Source organism: Ruegeria sp. H4, from assembly GCF_056533065.1.
The window spans coordinates 511,129-532,342 of record NZ_JBQFOC010000001.1; the positions used below are offsets into that span (position 1 = coordinate 511,129).

Here is a 21,214-nt window from a genome sequence, read left to right on the forward strand (position 1 = left end):
AGAGCCTGTGAGGATAAACCTTGCGCCGCCGGGATCAACTCACAAAGCCTAAATCGTGATGGCCCGCGGTGCAAAAAACACGGAAACTGCACCTTAAGGAGCGTGTCATGTTCAAAGGCTCTATGCCCGCCCTCGTCACCCCGTTCACAAACGGCGCGTTGGACTTGGATACGCTCAAACACCTGCTCGAATGGCAGATCGAAGCTGGCTCGACCGGGCTGGTCCCCGTGGGCACCACCGGGGAAAGTCCAACCCTCAGCCACGATGAGCATGAGACTGTTGTGGAAGAAGTGGTCAAAGCTGCCGCTGGTCGCGTACCGGTGATTGCCGGTGCCGGTTCGAACAACACGGTTGAAGCAGTACGCTTCGTTCAGTTTGCCAAGAAAGTCGGCGCGGAAGCCGCACTTGTTGTGACGCCCTATTATAATAAACCGACTCAGCGCGGCCTGTTCGAACATTTTGCCGCGCTGCATGAATGTGCCGATATTCCGATCATCATCTACAACATCCCCGGTCGCTCGATCATCGACATGACGCCCGCCACGATGGGTGAGCTGGCCAAGCTGCCGCGTATTGTCGGGGTAAAAGACGCAACCGGCGATTTGGCGCGGGTCAGCCAACAGCGTGCAAGCTGCGGCGCTGACTTCTGCCAACTGTCAGGTGAAGATGCGACGGCTTTGGGCTTCAACGCCCATGGCGGTGTCGGGTGTATCTCGGTCACGGCCAATGTGGCCCCGAAACTCTGCGCTGAATTCCAGCAAGCGACATTGTCAGGCGACTATGCCAAGGCATTGGCCTATCAGGATCGGTTGATGCCCTTGCACGAGGCCCTTTTTATCGAGCCCGGCCTTGTAGGTGCTAAATACGCGCTTAGCAGATTGGGCCGCTGCAGCGCTGAGGTGCGCCTGCCGCTGACCACATTGGAAGACAGCACCAAAGCCGCAATTGACGCAGCCATGGCCCATGCCGGTCTGATCTGAGCCTGAACAAGTCCAAGTAAAAGGGCGGCCTCGATCCCCGAGTGCCGCCTTTTCTATTTCAGCCCGGATCCAGGCTTCATCTGGCCAGAAATATCCCGGGGGTGAATTGAGCCGCAGGCTCAAGAGGGGGGCTGGCCCCCCTACCTATCGCTTGCCATAGTACAATCCGACCACATGCTCGGCTTGGGCAAAGAACAACCAGCGCGACGTGGCAACGCCCGCCATATGTGAGATCACGGCCAGCAGCGCAAAAAGATGCTTTAATGCCAAACCTCCGACCGGTAGAACAAGCAGAAGCAGAGGTAAGACAAAACCAAGCGCAAACGCGATCATCCGAAGTTTCTGCGCATGCTTTCGCCCCACCACATGGACGAATTCCCGCAGCAGGTAGTTGGTGCCTGTATGCGGTGGCTCAAACGCACGCACGGTTCCGCGCGTACCCAATCCGGTTGCGGTGCCCAGATCGGTTCCGGAGTTTGCGAGCGCGCTGTCACCTTGATGCCAGTACAGAATCTGGACCAACGCAGCGATCAACAGCAATGCTATGGCGATAGACGTCTGGCCAGCCAGCAGCGCCCCCCCGGCCAGGCTGAAGCTCAGGAACATCGCCGGTGTTAGCTTCAAGTTCCAGCGTGGGATCGTCTTGAGCTGCGTATAGATCATTGATGTCGTAAACACCGTCGCAAGCGAAAACAGCGCGCCCAGCAACCCGAGTGCACCCCAACGCTGCCCAAGAAACACAGCCCCGATGGCATAGAACCCCATAACGATCAGGGCGATAACCGCGCACCAGCCCTCCCGGCTAAGCCAGCTTGAGCGCCATTGCGTGAAGGCTTTCATCGCGCGTTCCGGGTGGCCAAGGTGAAAGGTCGACGCCATCAGGCCGCCGACGGCCAAAGCATAAGCGATCGCAAAGAACACAAACGCAACCCAGCCCGTGACTTCGGGCAGGCCGAGGCCCAGAAAGACAAGCAGACCAAAGCCCAGACCTGACAAGGTGGTAAAGATGATGACGGAAGGGGCCGGATGCATCAGAACTTCTCCAGTGTTTTGTCGAGCCAGCCGAGGAACCCCTTGGGCTCTTCCGCGATGGGGGCCAGGAGCGGGGCGAGAATATCGATCTGCTCCTCGATCTGATCTTTGGGTCGGGGTGGCAGGTATTTGTTAACCGGTTTGGTGCCCATTTCTGGCATCAGGTCCATGCCGTCTCGCTCGGCCACCAGTTTGCTGACATCGCTGTCCGGATCGCCGAGGTCGCCGAAATGGCGGGCACCGGCCGGGCAGGTGCGCACACATGAAGGCACGCGGTCTACCTCGGGCAGGTTTTCGTTGTAGATGCGATCAACGCAGAGGGTGCATTTCTTCATCACCCCTTCGGCCATGTCCATCTCGCGCGCGCCATAAGGGCAGGACCAGGCGCACAAGCCGCAGCCGATGCAATCGCTTTCATTGACCAATACGATCCCGTCTTCGACTCGCTTATAGCTCGCTCCGGTGGGGCAGACGGTGACGCAGGGTGCGTCCTCGCAATGCAGGCAGGATTTTGGGAAATGGATCAGCTGAGCTGTACCTTGTTCCGGTTGCACCTCGTAAGAATGCACACGATTCAGGAAGGTGCCGGACGGGTCGGCCCCATAGGCGTCCTGATCCGACAGGGGCGCGCCGTAATTTTCGGTGTTCCAACCTTTGCAGGAAATCACGCAGGCGTGGCAGCCCACACAGGTATCCAGGTCGATGACCAGACCCATCTTGCGTTCGGTGGATTTGGGGAGCTGGGTCATGCCTGCCTTGCCTCCGCTTTGGTAGTGAGGGTGGGCTGGGGTTCTGCACCAGACCCCGGGATATTTTTAGCCAGATGAAGAATGGATCGGGTCATTTTCCAACCTTCCATGCGATATCCTTTGGACCGGTGCCAACCGGGGATTGAATCGAGGCGAATTCGGGTTGGCTTTCTGAGTCTGATGGTGGGTCGGCCTTTTCGATTTTGACCTTGAGGTCGAACCAGGCGGCCTGTCCTGTTACAGGGTCAGAGTTGGCCCATCGCATACCGTCTCCCTTTGGCGGCAGGAGTTCGTGGATCAGGTGGTTCAACAGAAAGCCTTTGGTGGCTTCGGGGGCGTCGTCCTGTAGGGCCCAGGCGCCCTTGCGTTTGCCGATGGCGTTCCAGGTCCAGATTGTGTTGTCGTTGAGCGCGGCCATCTCCATGACTGGCACCGTGATTTCCCCGTGTGGAGAGCTGACTTTGGCCCAGTCGCCATCCTGCAGCCCGTGTTCGCGCATCAGTTTGGTTGGGACGTAAAGCGGGTTGCGCCCGTGGAGCTGGCGCAGCCAGGCGTTTTGAGTGCCCCAGCTGTGATACATCGCCATTGGGCGTTGGGTCAGGGCGTTGATGGTGTAGCCTTCGTTACCCTGTTGATCAGTTTCATACCAGATCGGCAGCGGGTCCATCTTGTCTTTGATCCGCTCGCGTAGGTGATCCGGCGGCTGGCGGTCGCCGTGCCCTTCAGCGGCAAGTTGGAACTTGCGCATTGGTTCAGAATACAATTGGAACAAGTAAGGTTGTGGGCTGTCATAAAGGCCCATGCCCACGGCCCAGTCCTGATAGGCCGCGTTCCATGGTTTGTAGTAATCGGCCCCTTCGGGGATATGAGCCACGTAGAAACCACCGTTTTCGATATAGCGGTTCAGCTGGTCGGGATTGACTTCTCCACGTCCTTCCTTGTCGCCATCTTCGCCCCGGAATCCCGCCAATGGGCCGATGCCGGGCTTGCGCTGGTGATTTACGATATAGTCTGCGTAGTCTTTCCACTTGGGCGTACCGTCTTCATTGGTAAAGCCCGGCAGGCTCATCCGGTTGGCCAGTTCGATCAGTACGGATTGGAAGCCGCGCACATCGCGGTCAGGCTCGATCACCGGCCAGCGGATCGCATCGGCAGCGGCGTCCGCTTCGCAGATTGGACGATCCAGCAGAGAGATACAATCGTGCCGTTCCAGATAGGTTGTGTCAGGCAGGATCAGGTCGGCATAGGCCACCATTTCCGAAGAATAGGCATCGGAATAGATGATGTTCGGGATGACATATTTGCCGTCTTCTGTCTTGGCCGTGAGCATCTCCATCACACCTTTGGTGTTCATGGAGGAGTTCCACGACATATTCGCCATGTACATGAACAGCGTGTCGATCTTGTAGGGATCACCCGCGGCGGCATTTGAGATTACCATATGCATCAGCCCGTGGGCCGACATCGGATTTTCCCAGGTAAAGGCCTTGTCGATACGCTGGGGAGTGCCGCACTCGTCAAGCAGTAGGTCTTCGGGACCACGCGGGAAGCCCAGATGCGGGCCTTCCAGCGGGCGGCCCGGGCGACGGTCGCCATGCGGGGTTGGATGCGCCTCAACCGGTTTGGGGTAGGGCGGTTTGAAACGAAAGCCGCCGGGGACCTCGACCGTGCCCAGCAGAATTTGCAGCACATGCAGGGCGCGACAGGTCTGGAACCCGTTTGCATGGGCGGAAATTCCGCGCATGGCGTGGAAGCTGACGGGCCGACCTGTCATCTTGGAATGCGTTTCACCCCGGAAGTCGGTCCATTCATGATCCAGCTCGATCGCCTCATCAAAGGCAACGCGGGCAATCTCGGCGGCAATGGCGCGGATGCGTTTGGCTGGGATGCCACAACGGTCGGCCACGGCCTCGGGGGCGTGATCGTCGCTGAGGTATTTTTCAGCCATCAGATGGAAGACCGGGCGGTGCGTGACGCCGTCTTTGTCGTAGGTCGCCGACAGGTCCGGGCGCACGCCGGGTTTGTCAAAGGCGGTTGGCTTGCCGGTCACGCGGTCGATTACCAGCGGTTTGCCATCGGCATTGCGTAGGAACAGGCCCTTCTCTGGACCCTCGGTGGCATTCACCAGAACGGGCGCGTTGGTGTACCGGCTCAGATAGTCCAGATCGATCTTACCAGCCTTCATCAGCACGTGTATCAGCGACAGGATGAACAGACCGTCTGTGCCGGGCGTGATCCCGACCCAGTCGTCAGCCACCGCGTTATAGCCGGACCGGATCGGGTTCACCCCGATCACCCGCGCGCCGCGGGCCTTGATCTTGCCGATGCCCATCTTGATCGGGTTGCTGTCATGATCCTCGGCCACGCCAAACAGCATGAACAGCTTGGTGTGGTTCCAATCGGGCTGGCCAAACTCCCAGAAGGCGCCACCCATTGTGTAGATTCCACCAGCGGCCATATTGACCGAGCAGAAGCCACCATGGGCCGCATAGTTGGGTGTGCCGAAATTCTGTGCCCAGAAGCTGGTGAAGCTCTGGCTCTGGTCGCGGCCGGTGAAGAAGGCCAGTTTCTGTGGGGCCGTTTCGTGCAGTTCGTTCAGCCAACCTACGGCAGTGCTGATCGCCTCGTCCCATTCGATCTCGCGGAACTCACCCGAGCCGCGCGGACCAACCCGGCGCAAAGGCTTGCGCAGGCGCGATGGGGCGTTGACTTGCATGATCCCGGCCGAGCCTTTGGCACAGAGCACGCCTTTGTTCACCGGATGATCGCGGTTGCCTTCTATGTAAGCAACCTTGCCGTCCTTCATGTGCACGTTGATGCCGCATCGGCAAGCGCACATGTAACAGGTGGTCTTGCGGATCACGTCCGATACTTTTGGTGATGTCTCAAGGATCGGCTGCTGATGGGTCATTGGCGGGTCCTGTTGGTTGGCTCAGGAGGACTTTGTCACTTTCCTCATGCTTTGAGAATATTGTTCTGCGAACGATGTTTTGTCTGGGTCTATGTTCTGTTTGCCTGTAGCACGGTCACGGCGATCATCTGTGTTACATCTTCGGCGCTGCAGCCGCGGGACAGGTCATTGGCGGGTTTTGCTAACCCTTGCAAGACCGGGCCAATCGCGCTGTAGCCGCCCAGCCTTTGGGTGATCTTGTAGCTGATATTGCCCGCGTCGAGATTGGGGAAGATCATCACATTGGCCTGACCTGCCACAGATGATCCGGGGGATTTGCGATCCGCGACCGATGGCACAAAGGCTGCGTCGAATTGCAGCTCTCCATCAACGTCCAAGTCAGGAGCAGCACGGCGCAGTATGTCCGTACCCGCAACCACCTTATCGACATCCGAATGTCGGGCGCTGCCTTTGGTCGAAAAGCTGAGCATCGCAACCTTGGGGTCAACCTGCAGCAAGGTGCGTGCTGATGCAGCCGAGGCGATTGCGATTTTGCTCAGCTCGTCCGAGGTTGGATTAATGAGCAGCGCACAATCTGAATAAATCATTGCGCGCGCACCGGGTTGCGCGTTCTCAGGTGGGTACATCAAAAAGAAAGACGACACCATTCCGGCGTCAGGGGCCATGCCGATTACATGAATGGCCGCGCGGACGATGTCTCCGGTTGTGTGAACAGCACCGCCAACCGTACCGTTGGCCCGGCCAGTGCGTACCAGCATCGCCGCATAGACAGAGGGGGTTTTGACAGCCGCCTGCGCCTTCGTAAGGTCGACACCTTTGTGCTGGCGCAGCTCAAGATAGGTTTGGGCAAACTCCTCGGACAAGTCCGAGGTTGCAGGGTCGTGAACCGCGATACCGGTTGACGGAGCAGCGCCGTGGTCTTGCAACGCGGCTTCAACGTCGGCCCTAGGTCCAACCAGAATGATATCGGCCAGATCGGCCTGATGGGCGGCCAGCGCCCCCGCAACAACGCGGGGATCACTGCCTTCGCAGAGGGAAATCACAGGTCGGGTCGCCGGGACGTTCTGACGCAAAAGCTCGATGGGCGTTAGGGTCATACGTTCCGGCTCCGATCCGAGTTTGGCTTACTGTGCAGCCATGTCGCTGGCATCGATACCGGCAACTGCAACAGGCTTCTTCATCGCGTCGCGGCGGAAGGGTTCACCCAGTTCCTGGTTGATCATGGCTTCGATCAGGGTGGTGATACCGTTTTTCTGGTCCTCGATGGCCTGGTTCAGGGCTGCTGTCAGCTCGTCCTGCGTGCGGGCGACCACACCTTTCAGACCACAGGCCTGTGCGATACCGGCGTAAGACACTTGCGTGTCCAGTTCGGTGCCGACAAAGTTGTCGTCGAACCACAGGGTCGAGTTCCGCTTTTCCGCACCCCACTGGTAGTTGCGGAAAACGATCTGGGTCACGGCGGGCCATTCCGAGCGGCCGATTGCCGTCAGTTCGTTCACCGCAATGCCAAATGCGCCGTCACCAGCAAAACCAACAACCGGCACGTCCGGTTGACCGATCTTGGCGCCGACGATGGCGGGCAGACCGTAACCACAGGGGCCGAACAGACCCGGTGCCAAATACTTGCGACCCTCGTCGAAATCTGGATAGGCATTGCCGATGGCGCAGTTGTTACCGATGTCGGAAGAGATGATTGCTTCGCGCGGAAGGGCCTGCTGGATCGCACGCCACGCCATGCGGGGGCTCATCCAATCCGGCTTTGCAGCACGGGCGCGCTCGTTCCAGGTGGTGCCTGGATCGTCATCTTCGTGATCCATGCTGGACAGTTGTTGCGCCCAAGTGGATTTCTTCTGGGCGATGTTCGCCTTGCGCGCGTCGCGGCCTTCGTCACCGGCGGTGTCGGACAGTTGCGCCAGTATCCCCTTGGCCACTTTGGCTGCATCACCCACGATGCCGACGCTGACTTTCTTGGTCAGGCCGATGCGGTCCGGGTTGATGTCGACCTGAATGATCTTGGCGTTTGCTGGCCAGTATTCCATGCCGTAACCGGGCAGGGTCGAGAACGGGTTCAAGCGTGTACCAAGGGCCAGAACAACGTCTGCGTCCTTGATCAGCTCCATCCCGGCCTTTGAGCCGTTATAGCCCAGCGGACCCGCAAACAGAGGGTGCTTGCCGGGGAAGGCGTCATTGTGCTGGTAGCCGACGCAAACCGGCGCATCCAGACGCTCGGCCAGTACCATCGACGCATCGATACCACCCTCGGACAGAACAACACCTGCGCCGTTCAGGATGACCGGGTTCTTGGCGTTCGACAGAATCTCAGCCGCTTTCGCCACCGAGTTTTCACCACCCGGGCTGCGTTCGAATTCGATAGGCTCGGGGATTTCGATATCCACGACCTGTGTCCAGAAGTCGCGCGGAATGTTCAACTGCGCCGGACCAGACAGACGCTTGGCCTGGCTGATGACTCGGGTCAGAACTTCGGCAACGCGGGACGGATCACGGACTTCTTCCTGATAGGCGACCATATCTTCGAACAGTTTCATCTGCTCGACTTCCTGGAAACCACCCTGACCGATGGTCTTGTTTGCCGCCTGAGGGGTGACCAGCAGAAGCGGGGTATGGTTCCAATAGGCGGTTTTGACGGCGGTGACGAAGTTGGTGATACCGGGGCCGTTCTGGGCGATCATCATCGACATCTTACCAGTGGCGCGGGTGTAGCCATCGGCCATCATACCGGCGCTGCCTTCATGGGCGCAGTCCCAGAACATGATCCCGGCTTTGGGGAACAAATCCGAGATCGGCATCATGGCCGAGCCGATGATCCCAAACGCATGTTCGATCCCATGCATCTGCAGGACCTTAACAAAAGCTTCTTCTGTGGTCATTTTCATGTGACTGATCTCCGGGCAGGTGAGGAATGGCCGGGCACGCTACCCCGCCGTTGCTATTGGTTTTGACCCATTGGGCAGGGTGGCGTTAGGTCCAGAACGCGGCGCGGATTAGGTCCAGTCGGCGATCAGCTGGTCCGGATCGCATCGGCGATCAGCTTTACCCCAGGCTCGATCCGATCTTGGGGAATGGAAGAATACCCGAGCCGGTAATAGTTCTGTGGCTGCTCTGGCCCCGAGAAGAAGGGCAGGCCGGGTTCGATATGTACGCTTTCTCCCTGCAGCTTTTGCGCAAGCCGGGTGGCGTCGACATTCTCTGGTGCTGACATCCACAGGGATGATCCGCCCATTATGCCCCGCCCGGCGACGGTCAAACCGTGGTGTTCGACGGCCTTGTCGAGCGTTTCCCGCCGATCTGCCAGTGCTTTGGACATGCGCCTGATCTGAGCGTCGTAGTGGCCCAGCGACAGGAAATAAGCCGCCGTCCGCTGGATATGTCCCGGCGGATGACGCAACACCATGGATCGCAGGGCGCGTGCTTCACGAATGAAGGGCTCGGACCCGACCATGTACCCCAATCGCAATCCGGGAAAGAGAGATTTCGAGAAGCTGCCCACATAGATTACGCGCCCATCCCGATCCATCGACTTCAGTGCCGGAGAGGGCGCGCCCAGAAAAGCCATCTCGAACTCGTAGTCATCTTCAACCACCATAGCATCCAATTCGCGCGCGCGTTCCAGCAGTTTGTGTCGGCGCGCAATGGGCATGGTCGCGGTGGTCGGGCTTTGATGGCTGGGGGTTGTGAAGATCACATCAGTGTTTTCGGGCAACTGATCTGGGGGCAGGCCGTCCCGGTCGACGGGAAGGGCCGTTATATCGCAGTCCCAATGGTCTAGCAGGTTGCGCAGCGAGTAATAGCATGGGTCTTCGATTACCGCGGTGCGATGATGGGTTAGCAACACGCGTGAAGCCAGCCAAAGCGCGTTCTGCGCGCCCATGGTAATCAAAATCTCTTCGGGCCTGGCAGCAATGCCACGGCGGGGCAAGGTGTGGCGGGCAATGAATTCCACCAGCAGCGGATCATCCTGATCCACGTAATCAGCTGTTAACGAGGCGAAGTCCTTATGCCCAAGCGCGCGAACAGCACAGAGCCGCCAGTTGGCATGATCGAATAAGGTTCGGTCGGCCTGCCCGTAAATGAATGGATATCGGTAATCGCGCCAATCAGCGGGTTTGGACAACAAATCCCCACCTGAAAACCGACGGGCCAAGGCGCTGTTCCAATCAATGGTTTCTTCGTTGCGCTGTACTGGCGTATATTTTGGCGGTACTGGCGCATTCTCGGACACGTAGTATCCGGATCGGCCTTTCGCAGTCAGGTAGTCATTGGCCAGCAGTTCAGTATAGGCCAGCGTCACGGTGATGCGGCTGACGCCCAGATGTGCGGCCAGTTTCCGGGAAGATGGCAGTTTCTCTCCGACATGGAACCGACCTGACAGAATACCTTCGGCGATCATCTGCTGGATCTGTGCCTGCAGAGTGCCTTGTCCATTGAGTTCAAGGAAGAAGGTGTCGATCGAGATGGCCATAGGCGCTTATAGGTTGGACTTAAGGATGGTGCAATCTGGACTTACTCTATTTGTTGAAATTTCTAGCAGTGGATTGACGGGCAGCTCGAATCAAACTAAATAACTAGAAAAATAGTTTAATGGAGAAGTCAGATGTGGGAAACCGCAGCAGCAGGATTCTCGGCCATGGGCTCCGAGGCCCGGCTACAGGTTCTGAAAACACTCGTCCGTGCGGGTGAGACTGGTTTGACGGTTGGTGAAATCCAGTCGCGTACCGGGATTGCACCATCGACGCTGGCCCATCACCTACGGTTTCTGGCTGCCGGTGGCGTGGTCGAGCAGGAAAAGATCGGACGCAGTACGATCAACCGCGCCTGCTTTGATGAGTTGAGAAATCTGGCAGAATTCATTCTCAGTGAATGCTGCGTGGATGAGGTAGGAAAGGCCGCAAACGATGGCTGAGTTAACACAAAATCCGAAACTGTCATCTAAGGCCGTGTTTGACCTGATCAAAACGCCTTGGGCACTGATCGTCGCCATATTGGCATTGGTGGCGATTCTGGACCCAGGTAACTGGGGCGAGGTTGTGACCTTTGCGGCCAAAGCGCTTGCACATACTGGTCAATACATCCTGTTCGCCGTTTTATTGCTCTCGTATCTCAAGGCTACAGGGGCCGAAGTTATGGTGGCGCGCGCCTTTGAAGGGCGCGAAACACGCATGATCTTTCTGGCGGCCCTGTTCGGTGGTCTCGCGCCGTTTTGTTCCTGCGAGGTTATTCCGTTCATTGCTGGTCTGTTGGCTTTGGGTGCCCCTTTGTCGGCAGTGATGGCGTTCTGGCTCAGCTCGCCGCTGATCGATCCGCCGACATTGCTGATTACGGCAAGCGCATTGGGTTGGCCCTTTGCCATTGGCAAGGCGGTGGCAGCCGTAGCGCTGGGCCTGTTCGGCGGTTTTGCCGTCCGCTTTCTGATGCGCAGCGGCGCGTTTTCCCAGCCGTTGCGGGAATACAAACCGGCGGGATGCTGCGGCTGCGGGCCCAAGATGGACGACAAGCCGGTCTGGAAGTTCTGGCAGGAACCCGAACGACGTCAGCGTTTCCGCGCCGAGTTTCTGCACAATGGCATCTTTCTGCTGAAATGGCTGGCGCTTGCCTATGTGCTCGAGGCGCTGCTGGTTAGCTACGTGCCTGCGGACCTGATTGCTCGCGTTGTTGGTGGCGAAGGTGTGCTGCCCATCGTGATCGCGGCACTGGTTGGAATGCCTGCCTACCTGAACTCCTACGTCGCGCCGCCGCTTTTGGCCGGTTTGATGGAACAAGGTATGACTGCGGGCGCTGCGATGTCGTTCATGGTCGCAGGGGCTGTGAGCTCGATCCCTGCGATGGCGGCGGTCTGGTCGCTGGTGAAGCCGCGTGTTTTCGCCACCTATCTGAGCCTCGGCGTTGGCGGTGCGATCGTCGCCGGGATCGTGTTTCAGATGTTCTAATTGGAACCGCCCGGCGCAAGGGCCGGGCGGTTCCAATTCTGTTCAGATCAGCTTGCGTCGCAGAACTTTGGCAGTTTGAAGCGGTATCTGGGCTCTCCGCTGTCCACATAGACGCGTTTTTCGATACAGGCGCTGGTGCCAACCGTCTGAGAGATCGGGGCCTCGGTCGACGTGATCGAGGCCGCGGTACCATCCGGCAGCCGAACCGATGCAATCACGCCATTCCTGAGGTCACCATTGATCGCGGTGGCGGACAGGACCGGGACAGTCATGAACGAATGATGCTCGTGCTCGCCATCTCCGCCCAGCAGGAACAGCGTGGATACGATTGCGATCATCCCAACGCCCGCAGCCAGACCCAGGCCCCAAGTCCTGAGGAACGCATAAATCGAAACGGCGTGGTGTGGGCCAAAAATGGCGGAAAGTACGCTAAGCATGAGGCTTCCGTTGGAAAGGCCCCGGCCTGTTTAGGCCGAGGCGGCAAACACATCAGGGGCGCTGATCGTCCTCTTCTTCTTCATCCCCGCCACCTTTGGGCAGGTTGAAGAAGCTGTCAGCATCCACGATCGGATCGCTGTCTTCTGCCTCACCATCCGGTTCGTCTGACAGAGAGAAGGTTTCCAGACCCTCAATCGCCGTCGGGATTTTCGGCGCAGCGTCCATTTCCAGCGATTGCTCGGTCGAGACCAACTTGCGGCGCTCGTCATCGCTCATAACGCCACCTTCAGCGGCCTTCTTCGCGGCAGCCTTCTGAACCACGGCATCCAGCTCGGACTGTTTGCACAGGCCCAGGGCAACCGGGTCGATGGGCTGCATGTTGGAGATATTCCAATGCGTCCGCTCGCGGATCGACTGGATGGTCGGCTTGGTGGTGCCAACCAGCTTGGCGATCTGTCCATCAGTAAGTTCGGGGTGGAACTTGACCAGCCACAGGATCGAGTTCGGACGGTCCTGACGCTTGGATAGCGGGGTGTAGCGCGGGCCGCGGCGCTTTTCCTCGCCCGTGGCCGACGGGTTGAACTTGAGCTTCAGCTTGTGCAGCGGGTTGTTCTGCGCGGTGTCGATCTCATCCTGTGTCAACTGGTTGTTGGCAATCGGGTCGAAGCCCTTCACACCAGTGGCCACATCACCATCGGCGATGCCCTGCACTTCCAACTCGTGCATCCCTACGAAATCCGCGATCTGCTTGAAGCTGATCGTGGTGTTGTCCACCAGCCATACGGCGGTTGCCTTGGCCATAAGCGGTTTTGCCATCAGCCCGTCTCCTATACATACATCTTTCCCGTCGCCGGAATTCGGCGGCCCCGGATTTTGGGGCAGGTTTCCGTTGTCGGGGAACTTGGCCCGTATATAGTCGCGCCAGTACAAGAAGGGAAGAGGCGAATGCGCCAAGGGGTTTTGGGCTTTGTTTTCGCGCTGATCGGCGCTGTGGCTGTTCAGGCCGAGGGCGAGAAGGCGGGCGAATTTGACTATTATGTCCTGTCGCTCAGCTGGTCGCCCAATTGGTGCGCCCGCGAAGGGGACGCGCGCGGGTCGGATCAGTGTGACGCGCGACATGACCACGGTTGGGTCCTGCATGGGCTCTGGCCGCAGTTCCATCAGGGCTGGCCGTCGTACTGCCGCACGACCGAAGTTCCGCCATCGCGAGGGATGACCCGAGACATGGAGGATATTCAGGGCAGTTCCGGCCTGGCCTGGCATCAGTGGAAGAAACACGGCACCTGCTCGGGCCTCTCTGCGCCCGCGTATTTCGCCCTATCGCGCGAGGCCTATAGCCGTGTTGAACGCCCCAGTGTTTTCCGCCAACTGGACGCAACCGTGAAACTGCCCGCCGCAGTGGTCGAAGAGGCGTTCCTAAAGGCCAATCCCGGGCTAGAGCGCGACATGATCACCGTGACCTGCAAGCAGGGTTACATCGAAGAGGTTCGCCTGTGCCTGTCACGTGATCTGGCCCCGGTTCCCTGCGGACGGGACGTGATCCGCGATTGCAAGGCAACCGACGCGGTGTTTGACCCGATTCGTTAAAGCTCTTTGTTCTGACACTCGCGCGCGTATTCCAGCGCTTTTGCGGTGCCTGTCAGATCAATCGCCATCACCGGCTGATCTTCGGGGTTGAACACGGTCATCGTCTTGTTCTGCGCAATCGCCGCCACGAAGGTACGGTCAGTGAAGAACACCGTCGCCCCCGGCACGCGGTCCTGTTTGAACCCGATGGCGGTGGCGTCAAAACTCTTGCCGTCCAACTCGAACCGGATTGGGTAGCTCTGCCCTGGCTCAATCTCGCCCCAAGCCTTGTTGAACACAGTAAAATACCCGCGATTGTCCAACGCATCATAGCCCAGCCGCACGACCGAGAGGTCCTGATAAACTGTTTGGATCAGGCACCCATTCCCAAGCACGGGGTCCATCATGATGTTCCAGCCTTCGACGAAGCCCTTATCGACGAGGTCTTGGGCAAGGGCGGTGGTGGAGGTGAGGGCAGCGAAGGTGAGGGCGAGAAAGCGGGTCATGCGGTTATCAGTGATTTCCAGTGTTCATGTGCAATGTGGCATAGGTGATTTGTACAACAAAGACTATTTTGGCTTGCGGTTTCATCTTCTTTCAAAAAAGGTATTTGATCTATCTTTTCCGCGGCCTAGTAGATACAGATCCACATTGACGGTCGGAAGCTTGAGATGGAAACCAAAAGCGTTTTGGAGCAAACAAACCTAGTCTCGCAAATGATGCGTGAAAGGTGGGATGCACTAGGTTTTGTTGAAGCGGAAGACGGTGGTTTTGCGACCGGGCACATGCCTAGCGAGGCTCCTCATGCTTATCTATGCCGGTGTTACGCGGGTCTGTTTGAAGAAGGGCTTGTGTGTGCTGAGGAGGAAAGCGGGCGATACCTGCCTGAGCCTTATAAGGACTTATTGAGAGTGTTTAATGGCGCACAGATTATGGGTATTTCATTGTTGGGTGCTACGATGGGAATAAATCCCCGAAGTTTGGAAGACCCTATTGGGCAACCAATTAGCATCAGATATCAGAACCTTTACTATTTGAGACCCGAGTACATCCCAGAAGGCCATTTCGGTTTCGGTACAATGAATGGGGATTGGTATTCTCAGGGTCAACTTTATTTGAACAGCACTGGAGAGGTTGAACTCTATCATCGTGATTTTGATTTGATAGGGGCGAGTTGGCCCTCCCTATCAAGATTTCTTGAAGATGAAGTCAGCAGGCAGATGACCCGGTATCGGGACGACGGAACAGAGATCGCAGAAGTTAGCCGACTTCCAGGTGACACCAAGGATTGGGAGCGTCTGGCGAAGCAGGCTGAGGATTCAAGAAGTCCCGACATAGGAATACTGGATCGCTTGAAAAATGTGTTTTTTCGTCAATAAAGCCGACAACTACAACTCTTTCCTCGCCCTCAACGCTGCCGTGATTGTCCCATCATCCAGATAGTCCAACTCCCCTCCAATTGGCACACCCTGTGCCAGTGAAGTCAGGCGGACTTGACCCTCTAGTTGGTCCGCGATGTAGTGGGCGGTGGTCTGGCCATCTACGGTGGCGTTCAGGGCCAAAATGACTTCGGTGATCTCTTCGGCCACGACGCGGTCTTTGAGCCGGGGGATGCGCAATTCGTCCGGGCCCACGCCATCAAGCGCCGACAACGTACCGCCCAAAACATGGTAGCGGCCTTTGAAGACTCCGGCGCGCTCCATCGCCCAGAGGTCCGAGACATCTTCGACCACGCAAAGCTCTCCGGTCGCGCGGGCCTCGTCATAGCAGATGTCACAGATATCGGTGGTGCCGACATTGCCGCAGTTCAGGCATTCGCGGGCGGTGGCAGCGACCTGTTGCATCGTGTCCGCCAAGGGCGTCAGCAACAGGGCGCGTTTGCGGATCAGGTGCAGCACAGCGCGACGGGCCGAACGCGGGCCGAGGCCCGGCAGCTTGGCCATCAGGTCGATCAGATTGTCGATGTCGCTGTTTGAGCTCACGGCCTGTCCTGTCTGGCGCCGGAGGAGGCCTCTGGCGAGTGCATTTGCGAAATGACCGAGATCAGAACGGCAGTTTGATGTCAGCGGGCAGGCCCATGCTTTCGGTCAGCTTGGCCATTTCCGCCTGAGAGCGTTCGGTAGCTTTGGTCTGCGCGTCCTTGATGGCGGCCAGGATAAGGTCTTCGACCACTTCCTTGTCGTCGCCGTTGAAGATCGACGGATCGATATCCAGCCCCTTGAGTTCGCCTTTGGCCGTGGCCGTTGCCTTGACCAGACCTGCACCGGATTCACCAACCACCATGATGGTGTTCAGCTCTTCCTGCATATCGGTCATTTTGGTCTGCAGGTCCTGAGCCGATTTCATCATCTTGGCCATATCGCCCAGACCGCCTAGTCCTTTGAGCATTTAGAGTCTCCTTAAGTGTGATCGCCTCAGGCGAATATATACTGCGTAGAGTGTCATCCCAGCACATAGCGCAATTGCCAAGCCAATGAACAGAGTGGAATGGCCGACGCATCCTATGTCCGCTGCCGTTCGACGCGGGTCATACATCATATCGTCGACAAGAATGTGAGCCGCCCAGATCATCCAGCCGACGGATGTCATCAAAGCAATCCAGAGGTTTCCACGCCAAATTGCCAGTGCCGATAAGACCAGCAAGATGATTGAAACCGGATTTGAGGCAAGGGCGGCTGCTTCGACCCATTCGCTAACCGTTTCGCCATTCCAAGACGGGTTATAGATTTCGCATGCTTCGTGGTAGACCGCATCGATGCGTGCATAGTGCACCTATTAGTCCTCCTCGAACGGGTCCCATTCGTCTTCCACCTCGGGCAGGGCTTCGGTTTCCACCTGTGCGGCGCGTTGTTCGGGGGTCTCGATTTTGGTAATTTTGGCTTTCGGGAACTGCGCCAACACGGCCTGGACCAGAGGGTGCTCAGAGGCTTCTTCCTTAAGCGCAAGCTCGGCCTTGTCGCGAATTTCGGCTATAGTCGGCGCGTCGCCATCCGATACGATTGACACGGCCCAGCGGTTGCCCGTCCAGCGTTGCAAGGCCGAGCCAAGTCGCGGGGCCAGATCGGTCGGGGCCTGCGATGCAGGTGTGAACTCAATCCGACCAGGTTGGTACGAAACCAGGCGAACACCGTTTTCGACTTCGACCAGCAGTTTGACATCGCGGTTGGTCCGGATCAGTTCGACCACATGGTCAAAGGTTGGATACCGGGCAAGTGCCGCCTGCACATCCTGCGCCAGCGCCGCGACGGGCGCGCCGCCGGAACTGCGCGGTGTGGGCTGGTGGCCTGCGGTCATCGGACCGCGTGGTTCCACAGGGGCTGCGCCATTATTGTGGGTAGGTGCGCCCCCTCCTGGTCCACCCATGGGTGGAGGCGGTGCATCTTGAAGACGTTTGATCAACTCTTCCGGGCTGGGCAGATCGGCCACATGGGTCAAGCGGATCACAGCCATTTCGGCTGCCATCATCGCGTTTGGCGCAGCGGAGACCTCCTCAAGTGCTTTCAACAGCATCTGCCACATGCGGGTCAGCACGCGCATGGGTAGGGCTTCAGCCATTTGCTGGCCGCGAGCGCGTTCGTCAGGCGATACGGTTGGGTCCTCTGCTGCGTCCGGCGTGATTTTCACGACCGAGACCCAGTGGGTGATCTCAGCCAGATCGCGCAGCACGGCTAGCGGATCGGCGCCTTCGGCATATTGCGCGCTGAGTTCAGTCAGCGCGCCGGCGGCATCGCCCCGCAGGATCATGTCCATTAGGTCCAGAACCCGGCCACGATCCGCCAAGCCCAGCATCGCGCGCACTTGATCTGCCGTCGTCTCTCCGGCCCCGTGTGAGATCGCCTGATCCAGCAATGAGGTCGCGTCGCGGGCAGATCCCTCAGCAGCACGGGTGATCAGGGCCAACGCGTCCTCGGCAATCTCAGCACTTTCAGCCGAGGCGATCTTGCGAAGCAAGCCGATCATATCTTCGGGTTCGATCCGGCGCAGGTCGAAGCGCTGGCAGCGAGACAGAACCGTGACTGGAACTTTGCGAATCTCTGTGGTCGCAAAGATGAACTTCACATGGGCGGGTGGTTCCTCCAGCGTTTTGAGCAGCGCGTTGAAGGCGCTGGTCGAGAGCATGTGAACCTCGTCGATGATGTAGATCTTGTAACGGGCTGAGGCGGCGCGATAGCGGACACTGTCGATGATCTCGCGGATATCATTGACGCCCGTGCGGCTAGCGGCGTCCATCTCCATCACGTCGACATGACGACCTTCCATGATCGCAGTGCAGTGTTCGCAGACGCCGCAGGGTTCGGTGGTCGGGCCGCCATTGCCGTCCGCACCGATGCAGTTCATGCCTTTGGCGATGATCCGCGCCGTGGTGGTTTTACCCGTCCCACGAATGCCGGTCATGACAAAGGCTTGCGCGATCCGGTCAGCCTCGAACGCGTTTTTCAGAGTGCGTACCATTGCATCCTGACCCACCAGATCCGCAAAGGTTTCCGGGCGATATTTGCGGGCGAGAACCTGATAGGCGGGGCTGTCTGTTTCGGTCATGTCTGCTCTGGCGGATTCGGGACGTCGCCACAGCGTAGTGGCCGCTGCTGCCCGCGTCCACAGCAGGGTTCAGGAAATTTGGTTTGGCGCGAATCGGGATTTGCGTAGACTGGGGTCTCAAATTTAAACAAACATAACTTTTGAACGGGCGCGGATTTGGGAGGAGGACTTTGATGTCTCAACTGGTGGTCTATGCCCTGCAGGTCGGGGGTGGCACGCTTGCGCTGACGTCGCTGCCGGGTCGTGGGGGCGACTATGCCGATGATCTGGACACGATATCAGATTGGAAACCCGGGCTTGTGATCTCGATGACGACGGAAGTTGAGATGCTTCAGGACGGGGCCCAAAGTTTTGGCAGTGACATTCAGGGGCGCGCCAGTCGGTGGGTACATCTGCCGGTTGAAGATTATGGAGTTCCTTCGTCCCAAATCGAGGATGAATGGGTTGCCGTCAGCGCGGCGGCGCGACATGCGCTGTCTGGGGGTGGCCGGGTACTGGTTCACTGCCGGGGTGGGTGCGGGCGATCAGGAATGGTTGTTCTGCGGCTGATGATCGAATGCGGTGAGCGTTTTGATCAGGCGTTGGCCCGATTGCGGGCGCTGCGTCCGTGCGCAGTGGAGACCGACGAGCAGATGAGATGGGCCACACGCGCGACCACCGACGTACTCGAACTGCGTTCGGGGTGATCGGTTACGTCTCTAAGGGTCTTGGGCAGGGGCGCTTGCGGTATCGTTGCAACTCTAGGCAGATGCATGGTGTTGCGCAGGTGGACGTTTGGTCAAGCAACCCTCGGGTTGACTCGAACAAGGTTTGCTGTGCTTTCTAAATCGGTAAACTGATCGGTTCAGAAATCACCCGAAGACGCGATGTTAGATACGCACGAGGCAGCGAAGGTTGAAGACTTTCGGTTTCTATCCGGATCCGCGATGCTGTCGGCGCGCTTGTATTGTCCCTTAGTCAAACCCGAAACAGTTGTTGTATTGAACGGTGCAACGGGCGTCCCACGCGACTATTATCAACACTTCGCAAGATGGCTGGCTGCAGAGCGCGGCATCGCCTGCTTGACCTATGACTACAACGATTTTGGCCATTCACGCACGGGGCGTTTGAAAGATTCAAAGGTCACGATGGCCGACTGGGCGTTAATCGATATGCCAGCGGCGCGGGCCGAGATGCGGCGGCGTTTTCCTGATGCCAACCAGTGGACAATTGGTCATTCGGTTGGCGGGATGTTGGGGCCGGTGCAGCCGGATATCGATACGATAGACCGCATGATCTGTGTCTGCTCAGGGCTGGTCACCTTGTCGGATCATCCTTGGCCTTACAAAGGACTGGCCTGGATGTTCTGGCATGGGCATGTGCCGTTGCTGGTCAAAGCGCTGGGGTATCTGCCGGGCAAGGCAATCGGGTTTGGGGCTGATCTGCCGGGTCCTGTCTACTGGCAATGGCGTAGGTGGTGCACTGCGCCGCACAACTATCTACCCGAGATGGGGCAAAACCTGCCACAAGCGCGCTGGGCGGAATCGGGTGTCTCGGTGGATCTGTTTACCAGCGATGATGATCAGACAGTTCCGCCTGAGGCGGTCTGGCGACTGGCCGATCTTTATGGCTCCAAGGCGCGACGCCATGTGTTGTCTGCACGTGATTTCGGGGTCAAGGAGATCGGTCATATCGGCGCGTTTGCGCGGCGTAACGCGGCCGTTTGGCCCCGGTTGATTGAGTAGGGGCGTCGATTGCGCGACGCTCTTGTTTTGCTCACCGACCTTTCAGGTGCTTTTGATCCTTCATGACCGACCGGACCATCTTTCCGAAGGCTTTATCGCGTGCGCGGGATTGGGCGATGGTTTCTGAATTCCTCTGATCCTCGCGCCGTAGCTTACGCCATCGGTCCAGCCGCGAAGGATCAAGCGTGCCATCGGTAATCGCAGCCTGCACGGTACATCCCGGTTCCTGATCATGCCGACAATCCGAGAACCGGCACCCTTGCGCAAGATCCAGAATGTCCGAGAAAACCTCGTCCACACCCTCTTGCGCATCGAGCAAACGCAACGCGCGCATGCCTGGGGTATCGATCAGCCAGCCTTTGTTCCGCATCAGATGCAGGGCACGGGCGGTTGTGGTATGACGTCCATGGGCGTCATCCTCGCGAATGCTTGCCGTTGCCTCTGCCTGACCCGTCATCCCATTGGCCAGCGTGGTTTTTCCAACGCCGGACGAGCCTACCAGAGCAGCCGTTTGTCCGGTGGGGCACCAGCTGAGGATTTTTTCTATATCCTCAGGGTCAAGCGCGTTGACGGTCAGAATGGTCAGGAACGGCCCAAGTTTTTGTGCCTGACGCTGAACTGCGTCGGGATCAGCACACAGGTCCGCTTTGGTCAGCACGATGACCGGATAGCACCCGGCCTGATTGGCAAGGGCCAAGTAACGCTCCAGCCGGGGCAGGTTGAAATCCGCATTGCAAGAGCTGACGATGAACAGCACATCCACATTTGCGGCGATCAGTTGCGCTTCGGCCCCAGTGCCAGCGGCACGCCGTTGCAGCAGGCTGCGCCGGTCGAGCAGGTGCTGAATGCGCTGATCCTGATCAGCAAGCACCCAGTCGCCCACTGCAAAGTCGCCGGTCGGACGACCGAGTGACACAAGTGGCGTTTCCCCCGCCGATGAAAGCCCGATCAGACGATCGCGGTGCACCGCGGAGATGCGATAGGGGGTAAGATTAGGGTAATCCACGCTTTGCGCGGCAAAATGAGAGGACCATCCAAGGTCCGAAAGTGTATGAGACATTGATCTGCCTATGTTCAGAAACAGCATAGCAACCAGATGGCAGACGCGCATCCGGCGGCGATGTGTTCAGGCAGTTGCGTAGATTGCGATCAGAACCGCGCTGCCTGAAGGGTTTTTGCTACACTCATAAAAGCCCTCCTGCGGCTTGTTGGTTGCTATTAGTGAGAGGTTGGACATCGACCCAAGCGGGGCTCGTTGTGGCTGCTTCCTTCCGGACCTGACCAGGTTGGCGAGGCGCTCGCCCGCGCCAACCTCTCAGGGCTTGATATA

General features: G+C 58.3%; 21 protein-coding genes and 1 other RNA gene. 7 read left to right on the forward strand and 15 right to left on the reverse strand.

Annotated features, from left to right (window positions below; translation table 11 throughout):
- Nucleotides 1-107 precede the first annotated feature (107 nt).
- Nucleotides 108-980 (forward strand): 4-hydroxy-tetrahydrodipicolinate synthase, encoded by an 873-nt coding sequence (gene dapA / locus ACR0KG_RS02540; RefSeq protein ID WP_480826397.1) that lies wholly within the window; start codon nucleotides 108-110, stop codon nucleotides 978-980.
- Nucleotides 981-1,124: 144 nt separating this feature from the next.
- Here dapA and ACR0KG_RS02545 read toward each other — a convergent pair whose 3' ends face one another.
- The 6 genes from ACR0KG_RS02545 to pdxR all read right to left on the reverse strand — a co-directional run bounded on the left by ACR0KG_RS02545 (nucleotide 1,125) and on the right by pdxR (nucleotide 10,152).
- Nucleotides 1,125-2,012, reverse strand: coding sequence for a dimethyl sulfoxide reductase anchor subunit family protein (locus ACR0KG_RS02545; RefSeq protein ID WP_480550776.1), 888 nt, complete (start codon nucleotides 2,010-2,012; stop codon nucleotides 1,125-1,127).
- Nucleotides 2,012-2,761: a 4Fe-4S dicluster domain-containing protein gene (locus tag ACR0KG_RS02550; RefSeq protein WP_480826398.1), complete on the reverse strand. Its 750-nt coding sequence runs from the start codon at nucleotides 2,759-2,761 to the stop codon at nucleotides 2,012-2,014. The genes ACR0KG_RS02545 and ACR0KG_RS02550 overlap by 1 nt, the downstream gene beginning before the upstream one ends.
- A 91-nt stretch (nucleotides 2,762-2,852) precedes the next feature.
- On the reverse strand, nucleotides 2,853-5,672 hold the full coding sequence (locus ACR0KG_RS02555; RefSeq protein ID WP_480826399.1) for a molybdopterin oxidoreductase family protein: 2,820 nt from the start codon (nucleotides 5,670-5,672) through the stop codon (nucleotides 2,853-2,855).
- Nucleotides 5,673-5,761: 89 nt separating this feature from the next.
- A complete protein-coding gene (pta, locus tag ACR0KG_RS02560) occupies nucleotides 5,762-6,769 on the reverse strand; it encodes a phosphate acetyltransferase (protein ID WP_480550780.1) in 1,008 nt (335 codons plus the stop codon).
- Nucleotides 6,770-6,796: 27 nt separating this feature from the next.
- Nucleotides 6,797-8,566: a sulfoacetaldehyde acetyltransferase gene (xsc, locus tag ACR0KG_RS02565; RefSeq protein ID WP_480550782.1), complete on the reverse strand. Its 1,770-nt coding sequence runs from the start codon at nucleotides 8,564-8,566 to the stop codon at nucleotides 6,797-6,799.
- Between the two features lie 125 nt (nucleotides 8,567-8,691).
- Entirely contained in the window at nucleotides 8,692-10,152 is a 1,461-nt protein-coding gene (gene pdxR, locus ACR0KG_RS02570; RefSeq protein WP_480826400.1) for a MocR-like pyridoxine biosynthesis transcription factor PdxR, read from the reverse strand.
- 132 nt (nucleotides 10,153-10,284) lie between these two features.
- On the opposite strand from pdxR, the gene ACR0KG_RS02575 reads away from it, so the two are divergent.
- On the forward strand, nucleotides 10,285-10,593 hold the full coding sequence (locus ACR0KG_RS02575) for an ArsR/SmtB family transcription factor (protein WP_480550786.1): 309 nt from the start codon (nucleotides 10,285-10,287) through the stop codon (nucleotides 10,591-10,593).
- Nucleotides 10,586-11,617: a permease gene (locus ACR0KG_RS02580; protein ID WP_480826401.1), complete on the forward strand. Its 1,032-nt coding sequence runs from the start codon at nucleotides 10,586-10,588 to the stop codon at nucleotides 11,615-11,617. The genes ACR0KG_RS02575 and ACR0KG_RS02580 overlap by 8 nt, the downstream gene beginning before the upstream one ends.
- A gap of 47 nt (nucleotides 11,618-11,664) precedes the next feature.
- Here the strand turns inward: ACR0KG_RS02580 and ACR0KG_RS02585 are convergent, their stop codons facing one another.
- Complete coding sequence (locus tag ACR0KG_RS02585; RefSeq protein ID WP_480826402.1) at nucleotides 11,665-12,054, reverse strand: hypothetical protein; 390 nt, start codon at nucleotides 12,052-12,054, stop codon at nucleotides 11,665-11,667.
- Nucleotides 12,055-12,106: 52 nt separating this feature from the next.
- Nucleotides 12,107-12,871, reverse strand: coding sequence for a DUF1013 domain-containing protein (locus ACR0KG_RS02590; RefSeq protein ID WP_480826403.1), 765 nt, complete (start codon nucleotides 12,869-12,871; stop codon nucleotides 12,107-12,109).
- A gap of 129 nt (nucleotides 12,872-13,000) precedes the next feature.
- On the opposite strand from ACR0KG_RS02590, the gene ACR0KG_RS02595 reads away from it, so the two are divergent.
- Nucleotides 13,001-13,642 carry a ribonuclease T2 family protein gene (locus ACR0KG_RS02595; protein WP_480826404.1) on the forward strand — a complete coding sequence of 214 codons (642 nt, stop codon included), beginning with the start codon at nucleotides 13,001-13,003 and terminating at the stop codon, nucleotides 13,640-13,642.
- Here ACR0KG_RS02595 and ACR0KG_RS02600 read toward each other — a convergent pair.
- Nucleotides 13,639-14,127 (reverse strand): hypothetical protein, encoded by a 489-nt coding sequence (locus tag ACR0KG_RS02600; protein WP_480826405.1) that lies wholly within the window; start codon nucleotides 14,125-14,127, stop codon nucleotides 13,639-13,641. The two genes, ACR0KG_RS02595 and ACR0KG_RS02600, sit on opposite strands and share 4 nt — an antisense overlap.
- A 165-nt stretch (nucleotides 14,128-14,292) precedes the next feature.
- Here ACR0KG_RS02600 and ACR0KG_RS02605 point away from each other — a divergent pair, with 165 nt between their 5' ends.
- The gene (locus tag ACR0KG_RS02605) at nucleotides 14,293-15,000 is read left to right on the forward strand and encodes an SMI1/KNR4 family protein (protein WP_480826406.1); all 708 of its coding nucleotides are present in this window, start codon (nucleotides 14,293-14,295) and stop codon (nucleotides 14,998-15,000) included.
- 9 nt (nucleotides 15,001-15,009) lie between these two features.
- On the opposite strand, the gene recR is transcribed toward ACR0KG_RS02605, so the two are convergent.
- The 4 genes from recR to ACR0KG_RS02625 form a co-directional block, all read right to left on the reverse strand.
- A complete protein-coding gene (gene recR / locus ACR0KG_RS02610; RefSeq protein WP_480826407.1) occupies nucleotides 15,010-15,603 on the reverse strand; it encodes a recombination mediator RecR in 594 nt (197 codons plus the stop codon).
- A gap of 61 nt (nucleotides 15,604-15,664) precedes the next feature.
- Nucleotides 15,665-16,009 carry a YbaB/EbfC family nucleoid-associated protein gene (locus tag ACR0KG_RS02615; protein ID WP_353009142.1) on the reverse strand — a complete coding sequence of 115 codons (345 nt, stop codon included), beginning with the start codon at nucleotides 16,007-16,009 and terminating at the stop codon, nucleotides 15,665-15,667.
- Nucleotides 16,010-16,393 carry a hypothetical protein gene (locus ACR0KG_RS02620; protein ID WP_480826408.1) on the reverse strand — a complete coding sequence of 128 codons (384 nt, stop codon included), beginning with the start codon at nucleotides 16,391-16,393 and terminating at the stop codon, nucleotides 16,010-16,012. It abuts the gene before it with no gap.
- A 3-nt stretch (nucleotides 16,394-16,396) separates the two neighbouring features.
- Nucleotides 16,397-18,160 (reverse strand): DNA polymerase III subunit gamma/tau, encoded by a 1,764-nt coding sequence (locus ACR0KG_RS02625; RefSeq protein ID WP_480826409.1) that lies wholly within the window; start codon nucleotides 18,158-18,160, stop codon nucleotides 16,397-16,399.
- 173 nt (nucleotides 18,161-18,333) lie between these two features.
- Between ACR0KG_RS02625 and ACR0KG_RS02630 the strand changes: the two genes are divergently transcribed.
- Nucleotides 18,334-18,846 (forward strand): protein-tyrosine phosphatase family protein, encoded by a 513-nt coding sequence (locus tag ACR0KG_RS02630; RefSeq protein WP_480550806.1) that lies wholly within the window; start codon nucleotides 18,334-18,336, stop codon nucleotides 18,844-18,846.
- Nucleotides 18,847-19,026: 180 nt separating this feature from the next.
- A complete protein-coding gene (locus ACR0KG_RS02635) occupies nucleotides 19,027-19,884 on the forward strand; it encodes an alpha/beta hydrolase family protein (RefSeq protein ID WP_480550808.1) in 858 nt (285 codons plus the stop codon).
- Between the two features lie 31 nt (nucleotides 19,885-19,915).
- Here ACR0KG_RS02635 and rsgA read toward each other — a convergent pair whose 3' ends face one another.
- Nucleotides 19,916-20,944 (reverse strand): ribosome small subunit-dependent GTPase A, encoded by a 1,029-nt coding sequence (rsgA, locus tag ACR0KG_RS02640; RefSeq protein ID WP_480550810.1) that lies wholly within the window; start codon nucleotides 20,942-20,944, stop codon nucleotides 19,916-19,918.
- Nucleotides 20,945-21,103: 159 nt separating this feature from the next.
- Nucleotides 21,104-21,202, reverse strand: an RNA gene (gene ffs, locus ACR0KG_RS02645) — signal recognition particle sRNA small type.
- Nucleotides 21,203-21,214: the final 12 nt, after the last annotated feature.